This window comes from Pantoea sp. X-Soil-TKNS-1207, assembly GCF_059730485.1.
Genome location: NZ_AP035958.1, coordinates 4,085,276 through 4,110,589 on the forward strand (window position 1 = coordinate 4,085,276; position 25,314 = coordinate 4,110,589).

Annotated in this window: 22 protein-coding genes; 8 read left to right on the forward strand and 14 right to left on the reverse strand. The window is 58.9% G+C overall.

What is annotated here, in order from left to right; translation table 11 throughout:
- Positions 1-331 precede the first annotated feature (331 nt).
- Positions 332-769, forward strand: a complete 438-nt coding sequence (uspA, locus tag AC6I8V_RS19045; protein ID WP_497843731.1) for a universal stress protein UspA — start codon at positions 332-334, stop codon at positions 767-769.
- A 73-nt stretch (positions 770-842) separates the two neighbouring features.
- Here uspA and rsmJ read toward each other — a convergent pair whose 3' ends face one another.
- Positions 843-1,589, reverse strand: a complete 747-nt coding sequence (gene rsmJ / locus AC6I8V_RS19050) for a 16S rRNA (guanine(1516)-N(2))-methyltransferase RsmJ (RefSeq protein WP_497843732.1) — start codon at positions 1,587-1,589, stop codon at positions 843-845.
- Positions 1,590-1,597: 8 nt separating this feature from the next.
- Positions 1,598-3,640 carry an oligopeptidase A gene (gene prlC / locus AC6I8V_RS19055; protein WP_497843733.1) on the reverse strand — a complete coding sequence of 681 codons (2,043 nt, stop codon included), beginning with the start codon at positions 3,638-3,640 and terminating at the stop codon, positions 1,598-1,600.
- 187 nt (positions 3,641-3,827) lie between these two features.
- Here prlC and AC6I8V_RS19060 point away from each other — a divergent pair, with 187 nt between their 5' ends.
- Positions 3,828-4,670, forward strand: a complete 843-nt coding sequence (locus AC6I8V_RS19060) for a 23S rRNA (adenine(2030)-N(6))-methyltransferase RlmJ (protein WP_497843734.1) — start codon at positions 3,828-3,830, stop codon at positions 4,668-4,670.
- Between the two features lie 6 nt (positions 4,671-4,676).
- Here the strand turns inward: AC6I8V_RS19060 and rnz are convergent, their stop codons facing one another.
- Positions 4,677-5,588, reverse strand: a complete 912-nt coding sequence (gene rnz, locus AC6I8V_RS19065; RefSeq protein WP_497843735.1) for a ribonuclease Z — start codon at positions 5,586-5,588, stop codon at positions 4,677-4,679.
- 125 nt (positions 5,589-5,713) lie between these two features.
- Between rnz and gorA the strand changes: the two genes are divergently transcribed.
- The 3 genes from gorA to AC6I8V_RS19080 all read left to right on the forward strand — a co-directional run bounded on the left by gorA (position 5,714) and on the right by AC6I8V_RS19080 (position 9,348).
- Complete coding sequence (gene gorA, locus AC6I8V_RS19070) at positions 5,714-7,066, forward strand: glutathione-disulfide reductase (protein WP_497843736.1); 1,353 nt, start codon at positions 5,714-5,716, stop codon at positions 7,064-7,066.
- Between the two features lie 248 nt (positions 7,067-7,314).
- Positions 7,315-8,247, forward strand: coding sequence for a nucleoside recognition domain-containing protein (locus AC6I8V_RS19075; protein ID WP_497843737.1), 933 nt, complete (start codon positions 7,315-7,317; stop codon positions 8,245-8,247).
- Positions 8,248-8,568: 321 nt separating this feature from the next.
- Positions 8,569-9,348 (forward strand): L-threonylcarbamoyladenylate synthase, encoded by a 780-nt coding sequence (locus AC6I8V_RS19080; RefSeq protein ID WP_497843738.1) that lies wholly within the window; start codon positions 8,569-8,571, stop codon positions 9,346-9,348.
- A gap of 81 nt (positions 9,349-9,429) precedes the next feature.
- Here the strand turns inward: AC6I8V_RS19080 and AC6I8V_RS19085 are convergent, their stop codons facing one another.
- Positions 9,430-10,446, reverse strand: coding sequence for a zinc-dependent alcohol dehydrogenase family protein (locus AC6I8V_RS19085; RefSeq protein WP_497843739.1), 1,017 nt, complete (start codon positions 10,444-10,446; stop codon positions 9,430-9,432).
- 118 nt (positions 10,447-10,564) lie between these two features.
- Positions 10,565-11,386: an SDR family oxidoreductase gene (locus AC6I8V_RS19090; protein ID WP_497843740.1), complete on the reverse strand. Its 822-nt coding sequence runs from the start codon at positions 11,384-11,386 to the stop codon at positions 10,565-10,567.
- A gap of 95 nt (positions 11,387-11,481) precedes the next feature.
- Here AC6I8V_RS19090 and AC6I8V_RS19095 point away from each other — a divergent pair, with 95 nt between their 5' ends.
- Entirely contained in the window at positions 11,482-12,384 is a 903-nt protein-coding gene (locus AC6I8V_RS19095) for a LysR family transcriptional regulator (RefSeq protein ID WP_497843741.1), read from the forward strand.
- Position 12,385: 1 nt separating this feature from the next.
- Here AC6I8V_RS19095 and AC6I8V_RS19100 read toward each other — a convergent pair whose 3' ends face one another.
- On the reverse strand, positions 12,386-13,027 hold the full coding sequence (locus AC6I8V_RS19100) for a hydrolase (RefSeq protein WP_084877665.1): 642 nt from the start codon (positions 13,025-13,027) through the stop codon (positions 12,386-12,388).
- 254 nt (positions 13,028-13,281) lie between these two features.
- Between AC6I8V_RS19100 and AC6I8V_RS19105 the strand changes: the two genes are divergently transcribed.
- Positions 13,282-14,199 (forward strand): bestrophin family protein, encoded by a 918-nt coding sequence (locus AC6I8V_RS19105; protein ID WP_497843742.1) that lies wholly within the window; start codon positions 13,282-13,284, stop codon positions 14,197-14,199.
- 8 nt (positions 14,200-14,207) lie between these two features.
- Here AC6I8V_RS19105 and AC6I8V_RS19110 read toward each other — a convergent pair whose 3' ends face one another.
- The 4 genes from AC6I8V_RS19110 to AC6I8V_RS19125 form a co-directional block, all read right to left on the reverse strand.
- Entirely contained in the window at positions 14,208-15,104 is an 897-nt protein-coding gene (locus tag AC6I8V_RS19110; RefSeq protein WP_497845888.1) for an alpha/beta hydrolase, read from the reverse strand.
- 165 nt (positions 15,105-15,269) lie between these two features.
- Positions 15,270-15,617, reverse strand: coding sequence for a hypothetical protein (locus AC6I8V_RS19115; RefSeq protein WP_497843743.1), 348 nt, complete (start codon positions 15,615-15,617; stop codon positions 15,270-15,272).
- Positions 15,618-15,649: 32 nt separating this feature from the next.
- Positions 15,650-16,993 carry a cation:proton antiporter gene (locus AC6I8V_RS19120; RefSeq protein ID WP_497843744.1) on the reverse strand — a complete coding sequence of 448 codons (1,344 nt, stop codon included), beginning with the start codon at positions 16,991-16,993 and terminating at the stop codon, positions 15,650-15,652.
- 53 nt (positions 16,994-17,046) lie between these two features.
- Complete coding sequence (locus tag AC6I8V_RS19125) at positions 17,047-18,255, reverse strand: MFS transporter (RefSeq protein ID WP_497843745.1); 1,209 nt, start codon at positions 18,253-18,255, stop codon at positions 17,047-17,049.
- A gap of 93 nt (positions 18,256-18,348) precedes the next feature.
- Here AC6I8V_RS19125 and AC6I8V_RS19130 point away from each other — a divergent pair, with 93 nt between their 5' ends.
- A complete protein-coding gene (locus AC6I8V_RS19130) occupies positions 18,349-19,287 on the forward strand; it encodes a LysR family transcriptional regulator (protein ID WP_497843746.1) in 939 nt (312 codons plus the stop codon).
- 22 nt (positions 19,288-19,309) lie between these two features.
- On the opposite strand, the gene AC6I8V_RS19135 is transcribed toward AC6I8V_RS19130, so the two are convergent.
- The 4 genes from AC6I8V_RS19135 to kdpB all read right to left on the reverse strand — a co-directional run bounded on the left by AC6I8V_RS19135 (position 19,310) and on the right by kdpB (position 25,310).
- The gene (locus AC6I8V_RS19135) at positions 19,310-19,807 is read right to left on the reverse strand and encodes a TIGR00645 family protein (RefSeq protein ID WP_497843747.1); all 498 of its coding nucleotides are present in this window, start codon (positions 19,805-19,807) and stop codon (positions 19,310-19,312) included.
- Positions 19,808-19,861: 54 nt separating this feature from the next.
- Positions 19,862-22,537, reverse strand: a complete 2,676-nt coding sequence (gene kdpD, locus AC6I8V_RS19140; protein ID WP_497843748.1) for a two-component system sensor histidine kinase KdpD — start codon at positions 22,535-22,537, stop codon at positions 19,862-19,864.
- Between the two features lie 140 nt (positions 22,538-22,677).
- Positions 22,678-23,250, reverse strand: a complete 573-nt coding sequence (gene kdpC / locus AC6I8V_RS19145) for a potassium-transporting ATPase subunit KdpC (RefSeq protein ID WP_497843749.1) — start codon at positions 23,248-23,250, stop codon at positions 22,678-22,680.
- Positions 23,251-23,261: 11 nt separating this feature from the next.
- Positions 23,262-25,310: a potassium-transporting ATPase subunit KdpB gene (kdpB, locus tag AC6I8V_RS19150; protein WP_497843750.1), complete on the reverse strand. Its 2,049-nt coding sequence runs from the start codon at positions 25,308-25,310 to the stop codon at positions 23,262-23,264.
- Between the last annotated feature and the right edge of the window lie 4 nt (positions 25,311-25,314).

A 25,314-nucleotide genomic window follows, 5' to 3' on the forward strand; every position in this document is an offset into this window, starting at 1 on the left:
ATTACGTTGTTTTTTTGCGAACTGAGGGTCAGTACCAGCAAAAGCGTGACCGTCATTTTCAGTGTAGGAGATCTGGTTAAAATTTTTCCAGCGATGATTTTCGTTCATGGCGAGAGAAAATAACGATAACCCTTGATCTTCCTCACAGGGGCATTGCACCTTGCAGCATTTGTTAACAACTCTGGCTATACTGAAAACATAACAACAAACCGCCTGCAGGGCATAAATCTCGATGGGTGGCGCTTACCGCCGTTATGCGCAAAGGATTTCGCCAGCCGTGACGTGGCAGGAATTCGGGTTGCCCCCAGAATCTTGTGAAAGGAGTTATATCATGGCTTATAAACACATCCTGATTGCAGTAGACCTTTCTCCGGAAAGCCAGTTGCTGGTCGCCAAAGCGGTCTCACTGGCACGTCCCTATGATGCGAAAATTTCGCTGATCCACGTTGATGTCAATTATTCCGACCTGTACACCGGGCTGATTGACGTTAACCTCGGCGACATGCAGAAACGAATTTCTGAAGAGACGCATACCGCGCTGAAAGAGCTTTCGACCAACGCCGGTTATCCGATCAGTGAAACTCTGAGCGGCAGCGGCGATCTGGGCCAGGTGCTGGTGGATGCGATTAAAAAATATGATGTGGATTTGGTGGTGTGTGGTCACCATCAGGACTTCTGGAGCAAGCTGATGTCGTCAGCGCGCCAGCTGATCAACACGGTGCATATCGATATGTTGATTGTGCCGCTGCGCGATGAAGAGGACGAGTAATCCTGCCTGGTCGGCATCAATGCCGACCCTACAAAAATGGTCCTGCCTGGTCGGCATTAATGCCGACCTTTTTTCATAACGGCGGATAGATATCAAACCGATGGCTTTTGGTCACCACCGCCGACTGCGTCACCACCCCGGCTAATGGCGGGGCGTAATCCGGGCGCTTCACCACGATACGTTTCTTCGCCAGGCGACGCGCCGGTTCCAGCAGCGCATCCGCATCGTCATCCGCGCCCACCAGCGACTGAAACACCCGCATCTCCTTCTTCACCATGGCGCTTTTCTGCCGATGTGGATACATCGGGTCGAGATACACCACGTCGGGCGCAGGTGTGATATCGCTCAGCGCCTGCTGACTCACCACATGCAACAGCGTCAGCCGCTCGCGCAGCCAGCCGCCAATCTCCGGGTCGTCGTAACCACGGCGCAAACCATCCTCCAGCAGCGCCGCCACAACCGGATGACGCTCCAGCATACGGACCCGACAGCCCAGCGCCGCCAGCACAAAGGCATCCCGTCCTAATCCGGCAGTGGCATCGACCACATCCGGCAGATAATCGCCCTTGATACCGACCGCTTTCGCCACCGCCTCACCACGGCCGCCGCCAAAACGACGGCGGTGCGCCATCGCGCCGGAGACGAAATCAACAAAAATGCCGCCCAGCTTTGGCTCATCGCGTTTACGCAGCTCAAGCTGGCTGGGCGTCAGCACCAGCGCCAGCGTGGCGTGCTCGTCCTGCTCCAGGCCCCAGCGCTGCGCCAAATGTAATAAGGCGCCGTCTCCGGCGCCTGTTTCATCAACTAAACCGATTTTCACAAGCAGGTTTATCCCTGAATCCCGTAATGTTCCAGCATCGCATCCAGCTGCGGTTCACGGCCACGGAAGCGTCTGAACAGCTCCATTGGCTCCTCAGAACCCCCGCGCGTCAGGATGTTGTCGAGGAACGACTGACCGGTTTCGCGGTTGAAAATCCCCTCTTCTTCGAAGCGCGAGTACGCGTCGGCAGCCAGCACATCGGCCCACAGATAGCTGTAGTAACCCGCGGCATAACCGCCTGCAAACACATGGCTGAAGGCGTGCGGGAAACGACCCCATTCCGGGCTGGGCACCACGGCAACCTGCTTCTTCACTTCGCGCAGGGTTTCGAGGATTTGCGCGCCCTGCGCCGGGTTGAACTCGGTATGCAGACGGAAATCGAACAGGCCGAACTCCAGCTGACGCAGGATAAACAGCGCCGCCTGGTAGTTTTTCGCCGCCAGCATTTTATCCAGCAGCGCTTTCGGCAGCGGCTCGCCGGTTTCATAGTGGCCGGAGATAAACGCCAGCGCTTCCGGCTCCCAGCACCAGTTTTCCATAAACTGGCTCGGCAGCTCGACCGCATCCCACGGCACACCGCTGATACCGGACACGCCCGGCGTTTCGATGCGGGTCAGCATATGATGCAGACCGTGGCCGAACTCATGGAACAGAGTGGTCACTTCATCGTGGGTGAACAGCGCGGGTTTCCCCTGCACCGGACGGTTAAAGTTACAGGTGAGATAGGCCACCGGCTTTTGCAGGCTGCCATCGGCTTTACGCATCTGGCCGACGCAATCGTCCATCCAGGCGCCGCCGCGTTTGTGCTCACGCGCGTAGAGATCGAGATAGAAGCTGCCGCGCAGCTCACCGCTTTCATCGAACAGATCGAAGAAACGCACATCCGGGTGATACACGTCCACATCGTGACGCTCTTTTGCGCTGATGCCGTAGATACGCTTCACCACTTCAAACAGGCCGCTCACCGCGCGTGCTTCCGGGAAGTACGGACGCAGCTGTTCATCGCTGATGGTGTACAGATGCTGCTTCTGTTTTTCGCCGTAGTAGCTGAGATCCCACGGATTCATCTCGTCCACGCCAAACTCTTTTTTGGCGAAGGCGCGCAGCTGGGCCAGCTCTTTTTCACCCTGCGGACGCGCGCGTTTGGCGAGGTCGGTCAGGAAGTCGATCACCTGCGACGGGCTTTCCGCCATTTTAGTCGCCAGTGATTTGTCGGCGAAGGAGTCAAAGCCCAGCAGCTGAGCCAGTTCGTGGCGCAGCGCCAGCTCTTCCGCCATCACCGGGCCGTTATCCCATTTGCCCGCGTTCGGGCCTTGATCGGAGGCACGCGTTGAATAGGCGCGATACATCTCTTCACGCAGCGCGGCGTTGTCGCAGTAGGTCATCACCGGCAGATAGCTCGGGATATCCAGCGTCAGCAGCCAGCCCTGCTGCTCTTTGGCTTCCGCCTGGGCTTTTGCTGCCGCCAGCGCGCTTTCCGGCATCCCGGCCAGCTCGGCTTCTTCGGTGATCAGCTTGCTCCAGCCCATGGTCGCGTCGAGTACGTTGTTGCTGTAAGTCGAACCCAGTTCAGACAGGCGCGCGGCGATTTCGCCGTAGCGTTTCTGTTTTTCTTTATCCAGGCCAATGCCGGACAGCTCAAAATCACGCAGGCTGTTATCCACCGCTTTCTTCTGAGCGATATCCAGCGCGGCGTAGTTGTCGCCCTCTTTCAGGTTGCGATAGGCCTGATACAGCCCTTCATGCTGACCGACCCAGGTGCTGTATTCTGACAGCAGCGGCAGCGTCTGCTCGTAGGCTTCACGCAGCTCCGGGCTGTTTTTTACCGAGTTCAGATGGCTGACCGGCGAGAAAATACGACCAAGACGATCGTCGACTTCAGCCAGCGGCTGCACCAGGTTTTCCCAGCTATAAGGCGCGCCCTGCGCCACGACACGTTCGACCGCCGCACGGCAGTCGTCCAGCGCTGCGGTGACAGCGGGAACCACATGTTCGGGTTTGATGGCGGAAAATGGCGGTAGCGTAAAAGGCGTGAGTAACGGATTGGTCATAAGCGCAGTCCTTTCTTAGGGTGTGGGGCGCGACAGGTCGCGCAACGCAATCTTATTAACATGCGGCCTGATCGCCGGAAAATCAATGCCGCCCCGAAACGTCAGCAATTTTTATCCAGCGCGGCTATAATCGCGCCACACACGAAGTTCTGAATTCTTTGACCCAACCGCGGACCCCTCTTTTTTTATGCTGAGTTATCGCCACAGTTTTCATGCCGGCAACCATGCCGACGTGCTCAAACATACCGTTGAGAGCCTGATCCTGACCGCCCTGATGGAGAAGGATAAACCTTTCCTCTATCTGGATACCCACGCCGGTGCCGGACGTTACCAGCTGAGCGGTGAGCACGCCGAGCGTACCGGTGAATATCTGGAAGGCATCGCGCGTATCTGGCAGCAGCCCGATGCACCGGAACTGCTGAAGCCGTATTTCTCGGCGATTCGTAACCTGAATCCCCACGGCAACCTGCGTTACTACCCAGGTTCACCGCTGATTGCGCGCTATCTGCTGCGTGAGGACGATAAAATGCAGCTTACCGAGCTGCATTCCAGCGATTATCCGCTGCTGCGCAACGAGTTCAGCAAAGACAGCCGCGCCCGCGTCGAACGTGCCGATGGTTATCAGCAGCTGAAAGCCAAACTGCCGCCGCCAACCCGTCGTGGCCTGATTCTGATCGACCCGCCGTATGAAATGAAAAGCGATTATCAGGCGGTGGTGAAGGGTATTCAGGAAGGCCACAAACGCTTCGGCACCGGCATTTACGCCTTGTGGTATCCGGTGGTGATGCGCCAGCAGATCAAGCATATGACCAAAGATCTGCAAGCGACCGGCATCCGTAATATTTTGCAGATTGAACTGGCGGTGCGCCCGGACAGCGATCAGCGCGGCATGACGGCCTCAGGCATGATTGTGATTAACCCGCCGTGGAAGCTGGAGCAGCAGATGAAAGAGCTGCTGCCGTGGCTGCATCAGAAACTGGTGCCAGCGGGCACCGGTCATACCCGCGTTGAATGGATTGTGCCGGAGTAAGGCGCGCTAAATCTCGAACACCGCAAAATCGTGTGCCAGCTCCGTCGCCGGAAAGATGGACTGGCACTCCGCCAGTAATCTCGCACGATCCTGGGACAAATAGCGTGAACTGAAATGGGTGGCGATCAGCCGTTTGGCGCCCGCCTGTTTTGCTACTTCTGCCGTTTGTTGCGTCGTTGAGTGGCCGCGCCCGTTAGCCTTCTCCGCCAGCGCTGCCTCCAGCGTGGTTTCATGCACCATCACATCGGCATTGGCCGCCAGCTGCAACGCAACGTCGGTGGGGCCGGTATCGCCAAAAATCGCCAGCACTTTGCCTTTGGTGGGCGCACCGAGATAATCCGCGCCGTTGATTTCGCGTCCGTCTTCCAGCTGGATACGTTCTCCCTGTTTCAGCTGCTGATACCAGGGACCACGCGGTACGCCTTCCGCTTTAAGGCGAGCGGCATCGAGAAAACCGGGCGTGTCGGATTGCTCAATCCGATAGCCATAACATTCAACGATATGATTCATCGGCCAGGCGGTGACGCGGAACTGGCCGTCGTCAAAGATCGGCCCGGCGCCAATTTCCACAATCTCCAGCGGGAAGCTGGTATAGGAACCGCTCAGGCTCAGCGTCGTCTCAATAAATTGCCGGATACCCGGTGGACCGTAAATGGTCAGCGGCTCCAGCAGCCCGGCCATCGAGCGACTGGTCAGCAATCCCGGCAGGCCAAAAATATGGTCGCCGTGCAGATGGGTAATAAAGATTTTTTCCAGCTTGCTCGGTTTCAACGCTGAACGCATATATTGATGCTGCGTCGCTTCACCGCAATCAAACAGCCAGGTTTCGCCTCGTTTCGATAACGTTAGCGCGATAGCCGTGACGTTACGTTGCAGACTTGGCGCGCCCGCGCCGGTGCCTAGAAAAGTCAGTTGCATGCTATGCTTCCCTGTAAATGGGTTCTGTTTTAGCCCTATTACAATCATAGGCGCAATCTTTGCGCCCTTTCCCCTCTCAGCGTTACACTCTAACCCAATTTTTCTGACCGGAATGGATACACACGATGACCAGACATTTTGACTACCTTGCCATTGGCGGCGGCAGCGGCGGTATCGCTTCGATTAACCGTGCGGCGATGCACGGCCAGAAATGCGCCCTGATTGAAGCTAAAGAGCTGGGCGGCACCTGTGTCAATGTGGGCTGCGTACCGAAAAAAGTGATGTGGCATGCGGCGCAGGTCGCTGAAGCCATTCATCTGTATGGCCCGGATTACGGCTTCGACACCACGGTCAACCGCTTCGACTGGTCACGACTGGTGCAAAACCGCAGCGCCTATATCGATCGCATCCACACCTCGTATGACAACGTGCTGGGTAAAAATAAAGTTGAGGTGATCAAGGGCTTCGCGCGCTTTGTCGATGCGCATACGGTTGAGGTGAACGGTGAAATCCTCACCGCCGACCATATTCTGATCGCCACCGGTGGTCGTCCGAGCCACCCGCAAGTGCCGGGTGCGGAATACGGCATCGATTCCGACGGTTTCTTTGAACTGGACGCCCTGCCGAAGCGGGTTGCGGTGGTCGGTGCCGGTTATATCGCCGTCGAATTGGCGGGCGTGGTTAACGCGCTGGGCGCCGAAACCCACCTGTTCGTGCGTAAACATGCGCCGCTGCGCAGCTTCGACCCGCTGATCACCGACACGCTGGTTGAAGTGATGCAGGCTGAAGGTCCGTCCCTGCATACCGAATCGATCCCGAAAGCAGTGATTAAAAACGCCGATGGCAGCCTGACGCTGCAACTGGAAAACGGTCACGAACAAACCGTGGATTGTCTGGTATGGGCGATTGGCCGTGAACCCGCCAACGACAACTTCAATCTGGCGGTTACGGGCGTGGCGCTGGATGAAAAAGGCTACATCAAGGTGGATAAGTTCCAGAACACCAGCGTGGCGGGCATCTACGCGGTGGGCGACAACACCGGCGCGGTGGAACTGACGCCGGTGGCGGTGGCTGCTGGTCGTCGCCTGTCGGAGCGTCTGTTTAACAACAAGCCGGACGAGCATCTGGATTACAGCAACATCCCCACCGTGGTGTTCAGCCACCCGCCGATCGGCACCGTGGGCTTGACCGAGCCGCAGGCACGCGAGCAGTACGGTGACGACCAGGTGAAGGTGTACAAATCCGCCTTTACCGCCATGTATACCGCCGTGACCCAGCACCGCCAGCCGTGCCGGATGAAGCTGGTATGCGTAGGGCCGGAAGAGAAAATCGTCGGTATCCACGGCATCGGTTTTGGCATGGATGAAATGCTTCAGGGCTTTGCCGTGGCGCTGAAAATGGGTGCCACCAAGAAAGATTTCGATAATACCGTGGCGATCCACCCGACGGCGGCGGAAGAGTTTGTGACCATGCGGTAATCCCCGCAGCGGAAAACTCAGGCCAGCAGGTGACTGCTGGCTTTTTTTATGCCTTTCGTCCTGCGGATTCCTGCAAGATAAAAACCATTTTCTTCACTACTCAATCTCACCCGACCGGGATAACATTTCCCCTTTGCTGATGCTAACGCGCTCATCGTGCTGGCATTTTTCTTGTTGGTTATCGGGCTGAGGGAGGCAGGCGTGAAGAGTCATTTTGCGCTGCGGTGGTTAAGTCGTAAGGATCAGGCATGAACATTATCGGCATCATTATGTCTGCGGGCAAAGCCTCAGTGGATGTCGCGTTGTACACGCTGATTCCTATCATGGTAGTTATGCTGTTTGTGATGAAGTATCTGGAGACCAAAGGGGTGCTGGATTTTATCGTGCGGCACACCACGCCATTATTAAAACCATTGGGGATTACCGGACTGGCGCTGTTTGCGCTGATTCAGCTTAATTTTGTCAGTTTCGCCGCCCCGCTCGCCGCCCTGGCGATTATGGAGAAGCGCGGCACCTCGGACCGGCATATGGCCGCCGCGCTCAGCATGTTATTTGCCATGGGCCAGGCGAACGCCTTCTATCCATTAATTCCCGCCGGATTGCACTGGGGCGCGGCGATTGTGATCTCCATTTGCGGCGGTTTACTTGCCGCCGCCGCCACCTATCATCTGTTTGGCCGCAGGTTATCCGATGTCGCTCTGCGTGATGAAGATGAAGGCGTTGCTCAGACGGAAGCGAAACCGGGCCTGATTGCGATTATCAATAACGCCGGTTCCGATGCCATTCGCCTGGCGCTCGGTTCGCTGCCGATGTTGATCCTCTCCCTGTCCGTGGTCGGCATCCTGAAAGAGGCGGGCGGTGTGGAGTTGCTGACCCGCCTGCTCTCCCCGCTACTGGACCGCCTGAATATCTCCGAGGTGTATATTCTGCCCGCGCTGACCAAATGTCTGGCGGGCGGCACGGCCTACTATGGCGTGGTGTCCGGCCTGATCGATAAAGGTTTGTATAGCGCGCATAACATCAATGCGTCGGCGGGCCTGCTGATTCAGACCTTTGATCTGCCCGGCATCGGGATTTTCCTCGGGCTGTCCAGCCGTTTTCCCCGCCTGTTTCGCTTTGCGGTGCCGGGCGTATTGCTGGGAATTGCCCTGCGCGCAGTGGCGCACGCTCTGATATTTTGATGTCGATACCGAACAGTCAACAATCTGTTCGGTATCTTTATTTTAAAATAACAACACAGTTTTCAGGCGTTATTTTTAATTAAGCCTATCTATTTCATCGTTATTTTCATCAGTTGCAACCCTGTTCTTTTTAGTATTATTATCCGAGTCAGTGTATATCCGGACAGCGTAATTAACCTCATCGTCAATGTGGCTTATTTATTTCTGATAAATAGCGGCGCTGATAATCCAGAGAAAATATCAGGTTAATTTCACAATCCCTTAATGTCATCGCAGGTAATATGCCTGTTCATCATTCTTGTACGCAGATAAGGCAGATCCATGAGCGGTAAAAAAATAACGTGGAATGGCGGTTTACAACACGAAGCCATCGAGATTCTGGCCAAAGAGGGCGGCATGATCGTCAGCCCGACCAAGGTCGGATACATCATTATGACCTCCGATAAAGCCGGCCTGGAGCGTAAGTTTGAGGCCAAAGAGCGCAAGCGCAACAAGCCAGGCGTGGTGCTGTGCGGCTCGCTGGAACAGCTGCGTTCGCTGGCTCAGCTCAACCCGGAAATCGACGAACTTTATCAACGTCACTGGGATCAGGACATTCTGCTCGGCTGCATTTTACCGTGGCGTGATGACGCGCTGTCGCGTATTCCTGACGACGGTTCCAAAGAGCTGATGATGGATGGCCGCCAGACCAGCTGCTTCGTGATTAAATTCGGCAAGCCGGGTGAAATTCTGGCAAAAGAGTTGTGGGAAACACACGGTAAATTCTCCTTTGCCAGCTCCGCTAATCCATCCGGTCAGGGTAATCGCGGCCTGGTTGAAGGTATTGGCGAACGTATTGAATCCCGTGCGGATTTAATTATTGCCGCCAATGATTACGTTAAATCCATTCAGCCTAACGACGAAAACAAAGTGCGTTATGAGCAGGGTGTGATGGTATCGATGGTTGATAGTGAAGGTCGTTTGATTCCGGAACAAAAAGGCGAGCGTAAAATAACACCCTGTCCGGTGCTGATCCGCAAAGGTCTTGATGTTGATAAGATCATGTCACTGTTGTCGGATATTTTCCCGTCCTGGGATTACCGCCACGGCGATTATTATTAAGCTCAACCCGCGCGATAAATCGCGTCGCTACAGCGTTTGCACTGTTTTGTAGCGGCGCGGTTCATCGCGCAATATCTCAGATCACCACTCCAGCGTAATCTTGCCAAAATGGCCGCCGCTCTGCTGATGCTGGAACGCCGCTGGCAGATCACCTAACGCACCGTAGCTGTCGCTGATCACCGGACGAATCCCGGTCTGCTCCATTGCGCGCACAAAATCCTGTTGCTGGCGGCGATGGCCGACAACCAGCCCCTGAATCCGCGCCTGTTTCCCCATCAGCTGCGCCGTTGGGATCACCCCTTCAAACCCGGTCAGCACGCCGATCAAGGCAATATGCCCACCTACGCTTACCGCCTCAATGGATTGCGCCAGCGTACCCGGACCGCCCAGCTCAATCACCACATCCGCGCCTTTGCCATCCGTCAGTTGCTGCACCGCTTTGCCCCACTCAGGTGTGCTGCGGTAGTTGATCACCTCATCCGCGCCCAGCTCGCGGGCGCGCGCCAGTTTTTCATCGGAGGAGGAGGTCACAATTACCCGTGCGCCCATGCTTTTGGCGATTTGCAGCGCGGTGATCGAGACGCCGCCGGTGCCCAGCGTCAGGATGGTGTCGCCCGCTTTAATCTGCGTATCGCCCACCAGCGCACGCCAGGCGGTCAGACCGGAGGTGGTGATGGTGGCCGCCTCGGCATGGCGCCAGCCCTGCGGCGCGAGGGTAAAGTGGCTGGCCGGACGCACCACCACCTCAGCCGCGAAGCCGTGAGCGCCATCGCCTGGCGTCAGGGCGAAACTACCGACCAACGCCGAGGGTAAACCATCCTGCCATTGCGGAAAGAAGCCGGAGACGACATGGTCACCCGCCTTAAATTCACTCACGCCAGCCCCGACGTCTTCAACCACGCCAGCGCCATCCGCCATCATAATGCGACCATCCGCCGTCGGGATCGATCCTTTCGCCACCAGCAGATCGTGGAAATTAAGGGACGTGGCATGAATCGCCACCCGGATCTCACCCGGACCGGGTTTGCCAGGATCCGGAAGATCCACCAATCGCAGATTCTCCAGCCCGCCGGGGCTGGTTAAGATCATTGCTTGCATTGTCAGTCATCCTCGTGAGCAAAAAAGTAAGTGTGGCAGCGATGCGTCCTCCCTGCCTTTTCCAATCATGCTCAATATGATGGTGTTAAGCCGTTCACCTGTAGCCTGCTTCCCGCCTTCAGGCATCGGCGCCATAGGCCAGCGCTTGCTGGGTGTGCAACTCCGCCAGACGCCGCTGCAATGCCTCGTCGATATGCTGATAAGCGATGCTGCCAAGCACCAGCCGCAGCGGCATTTGCGGCTGTTCGAGGGTGGCGAGCATCAATGTCACGCATTTCTCCGCATCGCCGCTGATGGCGAATTCACCCGACAGCAACCGGCGTCGCAGCTCGCCGGAGGCGTTAGTGCGATAGCAATCGAGCGCCGTTGCCACATCCAGACTGGCGCCGAAATTGGTGGCGGTCGGCCCCGGTTCTACCAGTAAAAAGTCGATACCAAAGCTGGCCACTTCCTGGCGTACCGCTTCGACAAAGCCTTCAATGCCCCATTTGGTGGCGTGGTACAGGCTGAAGTTAGGATAGGCGACCTGCCCGCCTTCCGACGACAGCTGCGCGATGCGTCCGCCGCCCTGCTGACGCAGCAACGGGATCACCGCGCGAATCAGCTGGATGGAGCCGGTGAGATTGGTGGCGATCTGACGTTCAATCTGCGCATCGCTCAGCTCCTCCGCCGCGCCAAACAGGCCGTAGGCGGCGTTGCTCACCACCACATCGATCCGTTCCGTCGCCGCAAATGCCTGCGCCATCGCCGGGGCAATGGCCGCCGTCTGCGCCAGATCCAGCGCGATCACCTGTAACTGTTCGCCGTAGCGTTGTTGCAGATCGTCCATCGCCGCAACACGACGCACGCAGGCGATAACACGGTCGCCGCGCGCCAGTAAACGTTCACTCATCAGACGGCCCAGCCCGCTGCTGGCGCCGGTAATTAACCAGGTTTTCATCGTTGTCTCCTTCTGTTGAAAACCTGATGGTAGATCGCTTTACTGGTGTCCATAATCTCCCTAATCGCGCATGACCTGGTGAGGAAAAGCCACCAATGAGACGACCTTCCTGGCACGAATTACAGGCGATCAAAACCCTGGCCGAACAGCGCAGCTTTCGCCGTGCCGCTGAGATGCTGGGGCTGAAACGCTCCTCGCTGAGCCATCTGGTCAAAGGGCTGGAGCACAATCTCGGGGTGCAGCTGTTTCAGCGCACCACGCGCAGCGTCGCGCTGACGGAAGCGGGTCAGCAGTTACTTACCCGGCTGGCACCGCTGCTGAATGAGATGGACGAGGTGCTGCACGACGTCAGCGCCCGACGCCAGCAGCAGTACGGCACGCTGCGTATCAGCGCCAGCGATGCGGCAATTGCGCTGCTGCTGAGCCGCGTCATCCCGGATTTCAGTGCACGTTATCCCGACATCGAGCTGGATCTCGCTGCGCAGGGAGCACTGGTGGATATCATTGCGGAGGGATTTGATGCCGGTATCCGGCTGCTTGAGGATGTGCCGCAGGATATGGTGGCGGTGCCCATTGGCGGTCCGTTGCAGTTTGTCACCGTGGCATCCCCGGCGTATCTGGCGGCGCACGCCCCCGTCCAGCATCCCCAGGATCTGCTTCAGCAGCAGTGCATCCGGCAGCGGCTGCCGGGCGGAAAACGTTATCGCTGGGAGTATGAGAAGCAGGGAGAAACGCGGGAGATAGAAGCGCCCGGCACGCTGACGCTCGACAGCAATGCGCTGATGGCCCAGGCGGCCATCGGCGGTTTAGGCATTGCGTATCTGCCCCGGTCGTATGTCAGCGAGGCGCTGCTCACCGGTCAGTTGGTGGAGCTGCTGACGGAGTGGCGCGTGCAGTCGGCGGGCATCGCTTTATGGTTTCCGCCCAACCGCCATCCATCGATGGCGCTGCGGCTGTTTATCGATGCATTGAAAGCCAGCCTGCCGCGCCATTCCTGAATCACGCCTGACGCTGCGGCGCTTTATGCACCATGGTATAAGCGTAATCAACGCCCATGCCGTAGGCACCGCTGTGCTCGCGCACCAGATCCATCACCGCATCGTAGGTCTCTTTGCGTGACCAGTCGCGCTGGTACTCCAGCAGCACCTGCTGCCAGGTCACTGGCACGGCGCCAGCCTGCACCATGCGCTGTACCGAACGTTCGTGGGCATCGACGCTGGTGCCACCGGAGGTATCCGTCACCACATAGACTTCGTAACCGGCTTTCAGCGCCATCAGCGCCGGGAAGGTCAGACACACTTCAGTCCACAGCGCCGAAATAATCAGTTTTTTGCGCCCGGTTTTTTCTACCGCTTCAACGAATTTGGCATCTTCCCATGAGTTCATGGAGGTACGCTCAATCGGCTTCGCTTCCGGGTGCACCGCCAGCAGTTCCGGCCAGATGTATCCGCTAAAACTTTCGGTTTCCACCGAGGTGTAAATCACCGGCACGTCGAAAATCTTGCCCGCTTTTGCCAGGGCAACGGTGTTATTTTTGAGCTGCTGGCGATCGATATTGGCCACGCCGAAAGCCATCTGCGGCTGGTGGTCGATGAAGATCAGGGTAGAGTTTTGCGGGTCGAGCAGGTCGAGTTTAGACATGGTTAATTCCTCTCAGCGGTATTGGTTTTGTGTGTTGTGTTTCGTTGAGAAGAACTTTAGAAAAAGTGGCGCAGAAGAGATAACGGAAAGAATTTTATAAGTTGTTCAAAGTGTTTTTAGAAGATTGATTTGAAAAGAGAAATCACCACCCCGACAGCAGATCTCTCCATAGAACGGCGCTGAAACGTCGTTGATAAGTCACTGAAGACAGGCGTACCCTGTGTTCACAAAATCAAAAACTCACCATCGCAAAAATGATTGTTCGTCCATACCAGCACTGGTTCCGTCGCTTATTTGACTGGCACGGTTCGGTGCTCACCAGCATTCTGTTTCGCCTGACGCTCAACCTGCTGATGTCGCTGATCGCCATCCTCGGTTTTCCCTGGTATGAAACCCTCGGCATTCATCTCACCACCGCGCCGTTCAGCCTGATTGGTGTGTCGATCGCTATCTTTCTCGGCTTTCGCAACAACGCCAGCTATGCGCGTTTCACCGAAGCGCGCACCCTGTGGGGCACGCTGCTGATTACCCAGCGTTCGCTGTTGCGGCAGGTGAAAAGCATCCGCGCCCTGAATCTGGCGCAGGCGCGCGAGTTTGCCAGCCTGCAAATGGCCTTTAACCTGAGCATGAAGCATCAGCTGCGCCATACCGATCCTGCCGCCGACTTACAACGCACCCTGCCTGAACGCTGGCGCGACAGCGTGCTGAACAACCCGCTGCCGACTACGCAGATCCTGATGTGTATGGGTGACTGGCTGGCGCAGCAGCGCGATGAAGGGCATATCTCGGATATGGTCTGGCACAGCATCGATGAGAACCTGAACCACCTCTCGACCGTGCTGGGCGGCTGCGACCGCATCGCCACCACGCCGATTCCGTTCGCCTACAGTCTGATACTGCATCGTACCGTCTACCTGTTCTGCACCCTGCTGCCGTTTGCGCTGGTCTCCGATCTGCATCTGATGACGCCGCTGGTGTCGGTATTTATCTCCTACACCTTTCTGTCGCTGGAATCGCTGGCGGAAGAACTGGAAGATCCGTTTGGCACCGCGCCTAACGACCTGCCGCTTGACGCCATCTGCGTGGCGATTGAACGCAACCTGAAAGCGATGAACGGCGATTTCCCGCTGCCGCCCCCGCCGAAGCCGGATAAGTATTTTAACCTGATCTGAGTTAACGCTTAGTTCTGATGGTCCAGCCAGCGTACATAGGCCTGATCCCACAAGGCCGCTGGCGTACCGGCCTGACCAAGACCAAAACCGTGGCCGCCTTTGGTGAGCTGGATCAGCTCCACCGGCACCCGCATACGGCGGCAGGTATCACGCATCAGCTGGGTGTTATGCGGATTTGAGGTGTGATCGTCGCCCGCCTGCGCCAGGAAGGTTGGCGGATAGTCATGCGTCACGAAATTCTGCACTGACCAGTTGGCCTCCTGGGCTGGCGTGGCGTTATCGCCCACCATCATCAAATGGGTGGTGGTGTGCTGATAAGGCGCTTCGAGAGTGATCACCGGATAGATCAGGCCGACGCTGTCGACCTTCGGCACCACCTGATCCAGCGGGTCCTGCGCCGGATAGGAGTCGAAATTGGGTCGGGCGGCCGCCATGCCGAGCAGATGCCCACCGGCAGAAAAGCCCAGCACATGCACTTTGCGCTCAAACGAACGCACCAGGCGAATCGCGCGCTGCGCATCCTGCAAAGGAGCGAGATGACCCGCCTGCCACTTCTCCTGCGGTAAACGGTAGCTCAGCACATACGCGGTGTAGCCGTTGGCATTCAGCCAGCGCGCCACCGGCCAGGCTTCACGCCCCATGCCAATCCATTTATAACCGCCGCCGGCAGCAATCAGCACCGCTTCGCCATTGGGATTTGCCGGGCGAAAACGCTGGATCGCCGGAGAGACAATATTAGACCAGGAGCCATTGGCACTGATACGCAGCGGGCCAGATGGACCACCGCCGCCGGGCGGATCGTCCGGCCAGAGAGGAATGATGTCATCACGGGCAAACAATTTGCCTGTGGTCATAGCCAGAACCGTAGCCCCGGTTGCCAGCAATAAGCGGCGACGCGTAATCATCATGCTATGTAAAGCCACTATCAGGAAAGGGACAGCCTGTGGGCTGCGTCTCGTTATGGTGATGCAAGTCCAGTGCCAAACGCTGGCGATTATGTACGCAAACTGTACAGAAAAGCTATAAAAAAAACGCGCCAATAAAGGCGCGTATTCTACCGATAAAAAGTTTTAATCTTCCTGCTGAAATTGCGTCATCACCGTCTGTTCACACTGCTGCTGGTTATGACGCAACTGATTGCGTTCATCGTCGCCCAGCTGCAACCAGCCGCTGATCACTTCCTGAGCCGTCTCTTCATCAAACTCCGGCTTACTGACGGCCGAAGGTGACTGGCTGGCCGCCATTTGCGCCTTCATTTTCGCCACGTAACCTTCCATCGTGTCAGTACTTTTTTCGCTACCGACCAGATGGCAGAGCTGGCTGGCATAAACATTTTGTTCCGCGTCAGAATTTGCATCATCCGCCAGCGCAGAGGCCGACAGCGACAGCCCCAAAAGGGCAAGCAACCAAACTTTCATAACAGGCTCCTGTTGTTTCCAGAAAATCGCATTCACTTATGTTGCGCGCGTGCCGCCTGACGGGCAGCACGCCTGTTCAGTAGCGGCGTCACCGTCACGCCGTGCAGCACGATGCTGCACACCACCAACGTCAACGCCATATCCACCATCTGTTCTGCCTGCGGGCCGTGCATTCCGTGTACCCAGGCGTAAGCAATATAATTGATACTGCCGATGCCGCGAATCCCCAGCCAGCCAATTAACAGACGCCGTGCCAGAGGTATGCCACAACCCAGCGTGGTGATCCACACCGCCAGCGGCCGGACCACCACAAACAGCAGCAGCGCGAGGCCGATGCCGGTGAGATTCCAGTGGTTCGCCAGCGTCACCCCCAGCACCACCATCATCCCTGCCGCCAGCAGCCGCTCGGTGGTATCGCCAAAAGAGAGCGCATCGCCAACCACCAGGCCCACCGATTTGACCATGCCGCTGTCGCCCTGTTCCAGACGCTGATTCGGATTAACGCGCGCTTCAGCGGGCAATAAATGCTCCTCTTCCGGAATGTCCTGCGGTGGAAAGCGCTGCACCACGCGCAGTTCCGCGCGCCGTAAGCCGACGCCCGCCGCGAAGGTGGCAAGAAAGCCGGAGGCATCCAGCGACTGCGCCGCCGCATAGCTTAAGGCGATCAGCGCCAGCGCGAGAAAATCATTCGGCGCCACATCCTGATGCGCGTGGCGCAGATGGGTGGCGAGCTGGCCGATTAAGCGGCCCAGCACATAACCAATCGCCAGCCCGCCGCCCATCGCCCAGAAAACATCTTTTATCGCCCACTGGCGAAATTCAGGCAGGGTTAACGACGGCGTATGCAGCAACAGCAGCGCCAGCATCAGTAGCGGCAGCGCGGAACCATCGTTCATACCGGCTTCACTGGAGAGCGCCACGCGCAGCGCGTCGTCGTCGCGGGCGTCGTTAACGGAGATCAAACTGGCGAGAACCGGATCGGTGGGGGCGACAATTGCCGCGAATGCCAGCGCCAGCGGCCAGTCAAACCCGGTCAGCCAGTGCACCAGCAGCGTCATCCCGCCAACGGTCAACAGCATCGCCGGAAACGCCAGCAGAACCCCGACGCGCCAGGCATGAGCGCGCAGCGGCAGGCGCAGCTTCAGACCGGTGATAAACAGCGAGGCGGCCATGGTGATTTCGGTGATGTGCGCGGCAAGGTCGGCGTGGCCGAGGATATCGATTTGCAGCAGATTGAGCATCCACGGGCCGCACAGGATGCCCGCGAACAGATAGAGACCAAAAGAGGTCACTGGCCCGCGGTGAATCCAGCCGGAAGCCAGTGACATCAGGAGCAGCAGACCACCGGTTGCTGCCGTCCAGGCAAGAAAATCCATAACGCTCCGTTTTTACAAAGGATCTTCTTTAAGCCTGGCACAGGATGGGGCGATCAGTTTTTCAGATGACGACTCGCCAGACGAATCAGCAGGCTAAGCGCGGCCGCCAGCGTCGCCAGCGCCACCACGCCGGTCCAGCCCCAGTGAGCCAGCGCCAGGCTACCCAGCGCCGCACCGGCCGCCATGCCGATAAACACCACGGTGAACATCAGCGCATTCAGGCGGCTGCGCGCTTCCGGCGCCAGGCTGAACACCAGCGTCTGATGCGCCACCAGCGTGGACTGTACCCCTAAATCAAAACCGATGGTGCTGATGATAATCAACCCGAGCTGCGCGGATACCGGCAGCAGCGGCAGCAGGAACATCAACGCAAAGGAGACCATCACCAGGCTGGCGCCATATTGGGTGACGCGCGCCGGACCGATGCGGTCGGCAAAGCTGCCCGCTAAAGGCGCCGCCAGCGCCCCGGCAGCGCCTGCCAGACCAAAAGCGCCCGCGACCGCGCTATCGAGGTGGAAACGATGGCTCAGCATTAGCGCCAGCGTTGACCAGAAGGCGCTAAAACTTACGGAGAGCAAACCCTGAGCCAGCGCGGCGCGGCGCAGCGTCTGATGATGCTGCCAGAGATGCGCCAGCGACAGCAGCAGGCGCGGATAGCTGACCGACGTGCCCGCTTTAAAACGCGGCAGCACCCGCCACAGCGTAAGGCTAATCAGCAGCACCGCGGCAGCGGCAATCAAATACATGGTGCGCCAGCCGAGATATTCCGCCACCACGCCGCTCACCACCCTGGAGAGCAGAATGCCGACCAGCAGCCCGGTCATCACCGTGCCGACGGTTTTACCGCGGCTCCGTTCCGGTGCCAGTGCCGCCGAGGCTGGCACAATATCCTGCGCCACCGTCGCGGTTAAGCCGGTCACGAAGCTGGCAATCAGCAGCGCGTTCAGCCCGCCAGAGAAGCCGCACAGCAGCAGCGCGGCCATCAGCAGCAAGCCTTTAATCAGGATGATGGTGCGGCGATCGTGGCGGTCGCCGAGCGGCGCCAGCAGCAGGATACCCAGCGCGTAACCGGCCTGAGTCAGCATCGGCACCATGCCGACGCTGCCGATGCTGGCGTTAAATTGTTTGCTGATGATATCCAGCATCGGCTGGCTGTAGTAAATCGACGCCACCGTCAGTCCGGCGCCCGCCGCCAGCGTGAAGATCAGCGGTGCTGGCAACGTTTCCGCGATCGTTTCAGATGATTGTGTCATGGCAGACATAATAGTTTTCCCCTGTGAAAGTGCACTTATTAAAGCGCACCACTGCCATACGCGGTAGAGTGATGAAAGGCAAAACCGTTATACGGGTGACGTATGAGCAATCTGAGCAGCAGCGATCGCATCGAATTGATGCAAACCTTTATCCGCATCGTGGAGAGTGGCTCGCTGTCGGCCGCCGCCACCCAGCTGGGCACCACGCAACCCACCATCAGCCGCCGTTTGCAGGCGCTGGAGCAGCGGCTGGGGCTGAAGCTGATCCTGCGCACCACCCATGCCCTGAAGCTCACCGATGATGGCGAACGCTGTTATCAGCAGGCGCGTCAGCTGGTGGCGACCTGGTATGCGCTGGAGGATGAGCTGACCGGCGCCAGCGACGATCCGGTGGGCACCCTGCGCGTGCGGGCGCCCCATGCGTTTGGCCAGGATCAACTGATCGCCCCGCTGGTGGATTATCTGCGCCGCTACCCGCGCCTGAATGTGGAGTGGATGCTGAACGACCGCACGCCCGATTTCGTAGCGGAGAACGTCGATTGCGCGATTCAGGTGGGCGCGCCGACCGATCCCTCGGTGGTCGCGATCCTGCTGGCGGAGGTACCGCGCTTTGTGGTGGCCGCACCGTCGCTGCTGGCGGCGCATCCGACAATCGAGCGGGTGGAGCAGTTGCCGGCGCTGCCCTGGCTGTCGCTCACCAGTTTTTATCACAGCGAAATCGCCCTGCAACGCACGAGCGACGGGCAACCGATCAATCTGGCGATCAGACCGCGCCTCGCCTCCGACAGCCTCTACGCAGTGCGCAAAGCGGCGCTGGCGGGAATGGGGGCGGCGGTGGTGTCATCCTGGGTGGTGCAGGAGGATTTGGCGAAAGGGGATTTGATTCAGCTGGTGCCGGAATGGCAAGCCCCGCCGCTGCCGGTATGGCTGACCTATCCGTGGGCCAGTTATTATCCGGCGCGATTGCAGAAGTTTTTTGCCATGATTCGGGAAGTGATGCCGCAGCTGATCGGGGCGCAACCGGCGGCCAGGTCGGCATAAATGCCGACCCTACAGCGTTGCCTTATTTTTTTTCGGTCTTCGACATATTGTCCAGATAACCCATCACAAACGCCGACAGCACAAACGTCAGGTGGATAATCACGAACCACATCAGTTTATCGTTGGGGACCGTGCGCGCTTCCATAAACACCCGTAACAGGTGAATCGACGAAATCGCCACAATAGACGCCGCCACTTTGTTCTTCAGCGAGCCGGAGTCCATTTTGCCGAGCCAGTTCAGCTTCTCTTTGTGTTCGGCAATATCCAACTTCGAGACAAAGTTCTCATAACCCGACAGCATCACCATCACCAGCAGGCCGCCGACCAGCGTCATATCGATCAGCGACAGCAGCAGCAGAATCAGATCGTTTTCCGCGATGCTGAAGATGTCAGGCAGCAGGTGAAAAATTTCCTGGAAGAATTTAATTGTGAGCGCCAGCAATCCCAGCGAAAGTCCAATGTAAACCGGAGCCAGCAACCAGCGCGATGCATACATCAGGTTTTCGGTAAAACGTTCCATAATTTCCCATTAATCAACCAACAAGCTGGCGATTATAACCGAACATATGTGAAGTTATTTCAGCCCGTCTTCAGAAATTTCAGGGGCGGGCGGCAGCGGCAGCGACAGACGAAAACGCGCGCCGCCTTCGGCCCGGTTCTCGGCCCAGATGCGCCCGCCGTGGGATTCAATGATGGTTTTGCAGATCGCCAGGCCCAGCCCGACGCCCGGCACCGCCGACTCCTTATCGCCACGCGCAAACTTGTCGAAGATGCGCGTCAGCGCATCTGGCGCGATACCCGGACCGCTGTCCCAGATGGCGATCTCCAGCCGGTCGTTTTCGCGCCAGGCATGGATACCGTGCTGCGCCGCGTTACCGGCGTATTTCAGGCTGTTTTCGATGATGTTGGTAAACACGCGCTCCAGCATACTGCTGTCACCTTTGATCAGCACCATATCGGCTGGCAGATCGAGGCTGAAGTCGTGTCCCTTCAGCGACGGCCCCATGCTGCTCAGCGCACCGCCAATCACCTCATCCAGCGCCACCCACTCCTCGCGCAGGTTCAGGCCGCCAGACTGAATACGCGCCATATCCAGCATGTTACTCACCAGCCGGATGGTGCTCAGCGTCTGTTCGCGAATCTGGTTGGCCTGGGCGACAAATTTCGACTCCTCGCTGGCGAGATCCAGCATCAGCATCTCCGCCTGACCAAATAACACCGTAAGCGGTGTGCGCAAATCATGCGACAACGCCGAAAGCAGCGCGTTGCGCAGCTGTTCGCGCTCCGCTGCCAGCCGCGAGGCCGCTTCGCTCTGCGACAACGCCATACGTTCCAGCGCGTTGGCAATCAGTACGGTGAAGGTCTCCACCAGTCGCTGCTGTTCGGGGATCATCAGCTGGCGCAGGTTCTCCGGTTCCACCACCAGCAGGCCCCGGCAGTGATTACCGCTTTTCAGCGGCAGGATCTGATAGGGCACCGCCGGTAAGGTATCGGTGCCCGCACCGGCTGGCTGGCCTTTGCTGTAGCTCCATTTGGCGATGGCGAGATCCGGCGGCGTGCCCATGCTGCTTTCACCCACCGGCTGCAATTCGCCCTGTTCATCCGGCAGCAGCAGCAGGCTGCGCGCCTGCAATGTCACCTCAATCACCCGCTGGCTGGTGCTGGCGATATCCTGCGGCGTCAGCGCGCTGCCGAGCGATTTCGCCATCTCGTACAAATGCCGCGCCCGCTGTTCGCGGTAGCGCGCCACCCGCGCCTGATAGCGCACGCCAGCAGTCAGATTGCCGACGATCACCCCCACCGCCAGCATCACCGCGAAGGTCACCAGATATTGCAGATCCGACACCGCCACGGTGCCGGTTGGCGCGACAAAAAACAGGTCAAAGGCGAGGATGTTGATCACCGTGGCAAACACCGACGGCCAGCGGCCAAAGCGCAGCGCCACAATCACCACCGCCAGCAGGTAAATCATCACCACGTTGGCGGGGTCAAATCTCACCAGCAGCCAGCGCCCTGCCGCCGTGACCAGAATACACAGCACCAGCGCCATCAGGCAGCCGCGCAGCTGCATCCGCCATTTTTCACCGCTGGCGCGCTGGCCATTCAGGGGATGCGGCGCATCGCGGATCGGCTCATCCAGCGCCACGACCAGCAAATCCAGATCCGGGCCGAGCTGGCCGAGGCGCTGGGCAAAGCTGTCGCGCCGCCAGCGACGCTGCGGCTGACGGCCGGTAACGATTTTGCCGAGGTTGTGCTCGCGGGCGTAGCGCAGCACCGCGCGGGCTTCGTCGGGATCGGACAGCGTGGCGGTTTCCGCCCCCAGCTCCTGCGCCAGCTGTAGCGTTTGCAAAATGGCGCGTCGCCGCGCTTCCGACAGACGATTCAGCCGCGGCGTTTCGACATACACCGCGTGCCATTCACTGCCGAGGCGCGCCGCCAGCCGGGCGGCGGTCCGCACCAGCTTTTCGCTGCCGGTGTCATCGCCAATGCACAACAAAATGGCATCCCGCGTGTGCCACACCTTGTCGCGTCCCTGCTGATCGCGCCAGGCGCGCATCTGGTCGTCGACCCGGTCGGCAGTGCGGCGCAGCGCCAGTTCACGCAGCGCAAACAGATTGCCTTTGCGGAAGAAGTTTTCGATAGCACGCTCAGCGCGATCGCCGACGTAAACTTTGCCCTCTTTCAGCCGCTGGCGCAGATCGTCAGGCGGCAGATCAACCAGCACCACTTCGTCCGCACCATCGAAAAAGGGATCGGGCACGGTTTCGCGCACCTGAATGCCGGTGACGCCGCCCACCACATCGTTCAGGCTTTCCAGATGCTGCACGTTAACGGTGGTGATGACGTCGATACCGGCCTCAAGCAGTTCTTCTATGTCCTGCCAGCGTTTGGGATGGCGCGAACCCTGCACGTTGGTGTGCGCCAGTTCGTCCATCAGGATCACCGCCGGATGGCGGGCCAGCGCCGCATCCAGATCAAATTCGGCATGACGCGACCGTCCGGTGGCCCGGCGCGGCAACACCGTCAGCCCGGTTAACAAGGCGGCGGTCTCGTCACGGCCATGGGTTTCGACGACACCGGCCAGCACATCCAGCCCCTGCGCGCGCAGGCGTTGCGCCTCCTGCAACATGGCAAAGGTTTTCCCGACGCCCGCACAGGCACCGAAGTAGATTTTGAGTTTGCCGCGATGGCTGTCGCTGTGGTTCAGCAGCAGCGCATCAGGGTCGGGACGGTGCAGTTCGTCGTTCATTTCGTTCCGTGAGTTTATTGGCTCAGGTCGGCATAAATGCCGCCATTAACCAGGTGCGGTCATTCACCAGGTCGGCATAAATGCCGACCCTACGGGGTGAATTTGTTGTAGGGTCGGCATGTATGCCGACCAGCCATCCATCAGCCTTTTAACGCATCCAGCGCCATATTCAGCCGCAGCACGTTCACCGTCTCTTCGCCGATAAACGGCAGCAGCGGGTGCTGGGTGTGGCTGGCGATCAGCGCCTGCACCGTCTGCAACGGCATCTGACGCGCCGTCGCAATACGGGGGGCCTGCCACAACGCCGCCTGCGGTGAAATTTCCGGATCGAGGCCGCTGGCCGAGGTGGTCACCAGCTCTACCGGTACGGCGGCAGAAGCCTGCGGATTGGCGGCGCGCAGCGCAGCAACGCGTTCAGCCACCGCTTTATCCAGCGCCGGGTTGCTGCCCGCCAGGTTGCTGCCGCCGGAGGCCAGCGGGTTCCAGCCGCTGTCGCCCGTTGCTGAAGGGCGGCCCCAAAAATAGCCGGGCTGGCTAAATCCCTGACCAATCAACGCCGAACCGCGCACCGCGCCATTCTGCTCCAGCAACGAACCATTGGCCTGCGCCGGAAACCACCACTGCGCCAGTCCGGTGGTCAGCAGCGGATAAAGCGCGCCAGTGAGCACCGTTAATAGCACTAACAATACAATAGCCGGACGTAACTGACTCATTTCTCTTCTCCTTATACCAGGCCAAACACGGTCAGCAACATATCGATGGCTTTAATGCCGATAAACGGCACCACCAGCCCACCCACGCCGTAGATCCACAGATTGCGGCGCAGCAGCGCGGCGGCGCTCAGCGGGCGATAACTCACGCCTTTCAGCGCCAGCGGGATCAGAAACACAATCACCAGCGCGTTAAAAATCACCGCCGACAAAATGGCGGAATTGGGCGAGTGCAGCGCCATCACGTTGAGCCGGTTCAGCTGCGGATAGGTCGCTGCAAACGCCGCCGGAATAATGGCGAAATACTTCGCCACGTCGTTGGCGATACTGAAGGTGGTCAGCGAGCCACGCGTCATCAGCATCTGTTTGCCGATATGCACCACTTCCAGCAGCTTGGTCGGGTTGGAGTCGAGATCGACCATGTTGCCCGCCTCTTTCGCCGCCTGCGTACCGGAGTTCATCGCCACCGCGACGTCAGCCTGCGCCAGCGCCGGGGCATCGTTGGTGCCGTCGCCGGTCATCGCCACTAAACGCCCTTCCGCCTGATACTGGCGAATCAGCGCCAGCTTGGCTTCCGGCGTTGCTTCCGACAGAAAATCATCCACGCCCGCTTCTGCGGCAATGGCGGCGGCGGTTAAGGGGTTATCACCGGTGATCATCACGGTTTTGATCCCCATCTTGCGCAGCTCGGCAAAGCGCTCTTTGATACCGCCTTTGACGATATCCTTCAACGCCACCACGCCCAGCACCTGCGCGCCTTCGGCGACCACCAGCGGCGTGCCGCCGCTGCGCGCGACCCCTTCCACGGCAGCGTTCACTTCTGGCGGGAAACGGCCATTGCTGGCTTCGATATGACGACGCACCGCATCCACCGCCCCTTTACGGATCAGGCGATTTTGCACGTTCACGCCGCTCATACGCGTCTGGGCCGAGAACGGGATAAAGCTGGCCCCCATGCTGCTGAGATCGCGTTCGCGCAGATTAAATTTCTGCTTCGCCAGCACCACGATGCTGCGTCCTTCCGGGGTTTCATCCGCCAGTGACGCCAGCTGGGCCGCATCGGCCAGCTGCTGCTCGCTGACGCCAGGCGCCGGCAGGAATTCGGTGGCATGGCGGTTGCCGAGGGTGATGGTGCCGGTTTTATCCAGCATCAGCACATCCACGTCGCCCGCCGCCTCCACCGCGCGGCCGCTGGTGGCAATCACATTCGCCCCCAGCATACGGCTCATACCGGCCACCCCGATGGCGGAGAGCAGACCACCGATGGTGGTTGGGATCAGACACACCAGCAGCGCTACCAGCACCGTGACGGTGACCGGCGTGCCGCCCCAGGCGGAGAACGGCCACAGCGTCACTGTCGCCAGCAGGAACACGATGGTGAGCGATACCAGCAGGATGGTCAGCGCAATTTCGTTCGGCGTTTTACGGCGTTTGGCCCCCTCGACCATGGCGATCATACGGTCGAGGAAGGTTTCCCCTGGGTTAACGCTGCACTGGATCACCAGCCAGTCGGACAGGATGCGGGTTCCCCCGGTCACGGAGGAGAAATCGCCGCCCGACTCGCGGATCACCGGGGCGGATTCACCGGTAATCGCGCTCTCGTCCACCGAAGCGCCCCCTTCCAGCACTTCGCCGTCGCACGGGATGATGTCGCCGGCTTCCACCAGCACCACATCGCCTTTACGCAGGCTATCGGCGGAAACGGTTTTCCACGTTGCGCCATAGCGCGGCTCGGCCAGCATTTTCGCATCGCTGGTCTTTTTCACCCCTTTCAGGCTATTGGCCTGCGCTTTGCTGCGCCCTTCCGCCAGCGCTTCGGCGAAGTTGGCGAACAGCACGGTAAACCACAGCCAGACGGAGACGGCGGCGGTGAAACCGGCACTGCCGCTCAGCTGGCCGAACGCCATACCGGCCGCCAGCACGGTGGTAAGCACGCTGCCGAGCCACACCAGAAACATCACCGGATTGCGAAACTGCACGCGCGGATCGAGTTTTTTCACGGCATCCAGTATGGCGGTGCGGGTCAGTGCCGCATCAAACAGGGCCAGTTGTTGACGACTCATGATT

Excerpts from the sequence above, each read along its gene's own strand:
- AC6I8V_RS19095 (WP_497843741.1), top strand. The coding sequence starts at position 11,482 with ATGAGACGACCTTCCTGGCACGAATTACAGGCGATCAAAACCCTGGCC.
- AC6I8V_RS19060 (WP_497843734.1), top strand. The coding sequence starts at position 3,828 with ATGCTGAGTTATCGCCACAGTTTTCATGCCGGCAACCATGCCGACGTG.
- AC6I8V_RS19115 (WP_497843743.1), bottom strand. The coding sequence starts at position 15,617 with ATGAAAGTTTGGTTGCTTGCCCTTTTGGGGCTGTCGCTGTCGGCCTCT.
- AC6I8V_RS19080 (WP_497843738.1), top strand. The coding sequence starts at position 8,569 with ATGAGCGGTAAAAAAATAACGTGGAATGGCGGTTTACAACACGAAGCC.
- gorA (WP_497843736.1), top strand. The coding sequence starts at position 5,714 with ATGACCAGACATTTTGACTACCTTGCCATTGGCGGCGGCAGCGGCGGT.
- AC6I8V_RS19125 (WP_497843745.1), bottom strand. The coding sequence starts at position 18,255 with ATGTCTGCCATGACACAATCATCTGAAACGATCGCGGAAACGTTGCCA.
- AC6I8V_RS19075 (WP_497843737.1), top strand. The coding sequence starts at position 7,315 with ATGAACATTATCGGCATCATTATGTCTGCGGGCAAAGCCTCAGTGGAT.
- AC6I8V_RS19130 (WP_497843746.1), top strand. The coding sequence starts at position 18,349 with ATGAGCAATCTGAGCAGCAGCGATCGCATCGAATTGATGCAAACCTTT.
- AC6I8V_RS19120 (WP_497843744.1), bottom strand. The coding sequence starts at position 16,993 with ATGGATTTTCTTGCCTGGACGGCAGCAACCGGTGGTCTGCTGCTCCTG.
- AC6I8V_RS19110 (WP_497845888.1), bottom strand. The coding sequence starts at position 15,104 with ATGATTACGCGTCGCCGCTTATTGCTGGCAACCGGGGCTACGGTTCTG.
- AC6I8V_RS19090 (WP_497843740.1), bottom strand. The coding sequence starts at position 11,386 with ATGAAAACCTGGTTAATTACCGGCGCCAGCAGCGGGCTGGGCCGTCTG.
- uspA (WP_497843731.1), top strand. The coding sequence starts at position 332 with ATGGCTTATAAACACATCCTGATTGCAGTAGACCTTTCTCCGGAAAGC.
- kdpC (WP_497843749.1), bottom strand. The coding sequence starts at position 23,250 with ATGAGTCAGTTACGTCCGGCTATTGTATTGTTAGTGCTATTAACGGTG.
- rnz (WP_497843735.1), bottom strand. The coding sequence starts at position 5,588 with ATGCAACTGACTTTTCTAGGCACCGGCGCGGGCGCGCCAAGTCTGCAA.
- prlC (WP_497843733.1), bottom strand. The coding sequence starts at position 3,640 with ATGACCAATCCGTTACTCACGCCTTTTACGCTACCGCCATTTTCCGCC.
- AC6I8V_RS19105 (WP_497843742.1), top strand. The coding sequence starts at position 13,282 with ATGATTGTTCGTCCATACCAGCACTGGTTCCGTCGCTTATTTGACTGG.
- kdpD (WP_497843748.1), bottom strand. The coding sequence starts at position 22,537 with ATGAACGACGAACTGCACCGTCCCGACCCTGATGCGCTGCTGCTGAAC.
- kdpB (WP_497843750.1), bottom strand. The coding sequence starts at position 25,310 with ATGAGTCGTCAACAACTGGCCCTGTTTGATGCGGCACTGACCCGCACC.
- AC6I8V_RS19085 (WP_497843739.1), bottom strand. The coding sequence starts at position 10,446 with ATGCAAGCAATGATCTTAACCAGCCCCGGCGGGCTGGAGAATCTGCGA.
- AC6I8V_RS19100 (WP_084877665.1), bottom strand. The coding sequence starts at position 13,027 with ATGTCTAAACTCGACCTGCTCGACCCGCAAAACTCTACCCTGATCTTC.
- AC6I8V_RS19135 (WP_497843747.1), bottom strand. The coding sequence starts at position 19,807 with ATGGAACGTTTTACCGAAAACCTGATGTATGCATCGCGCTGGTTGCTG.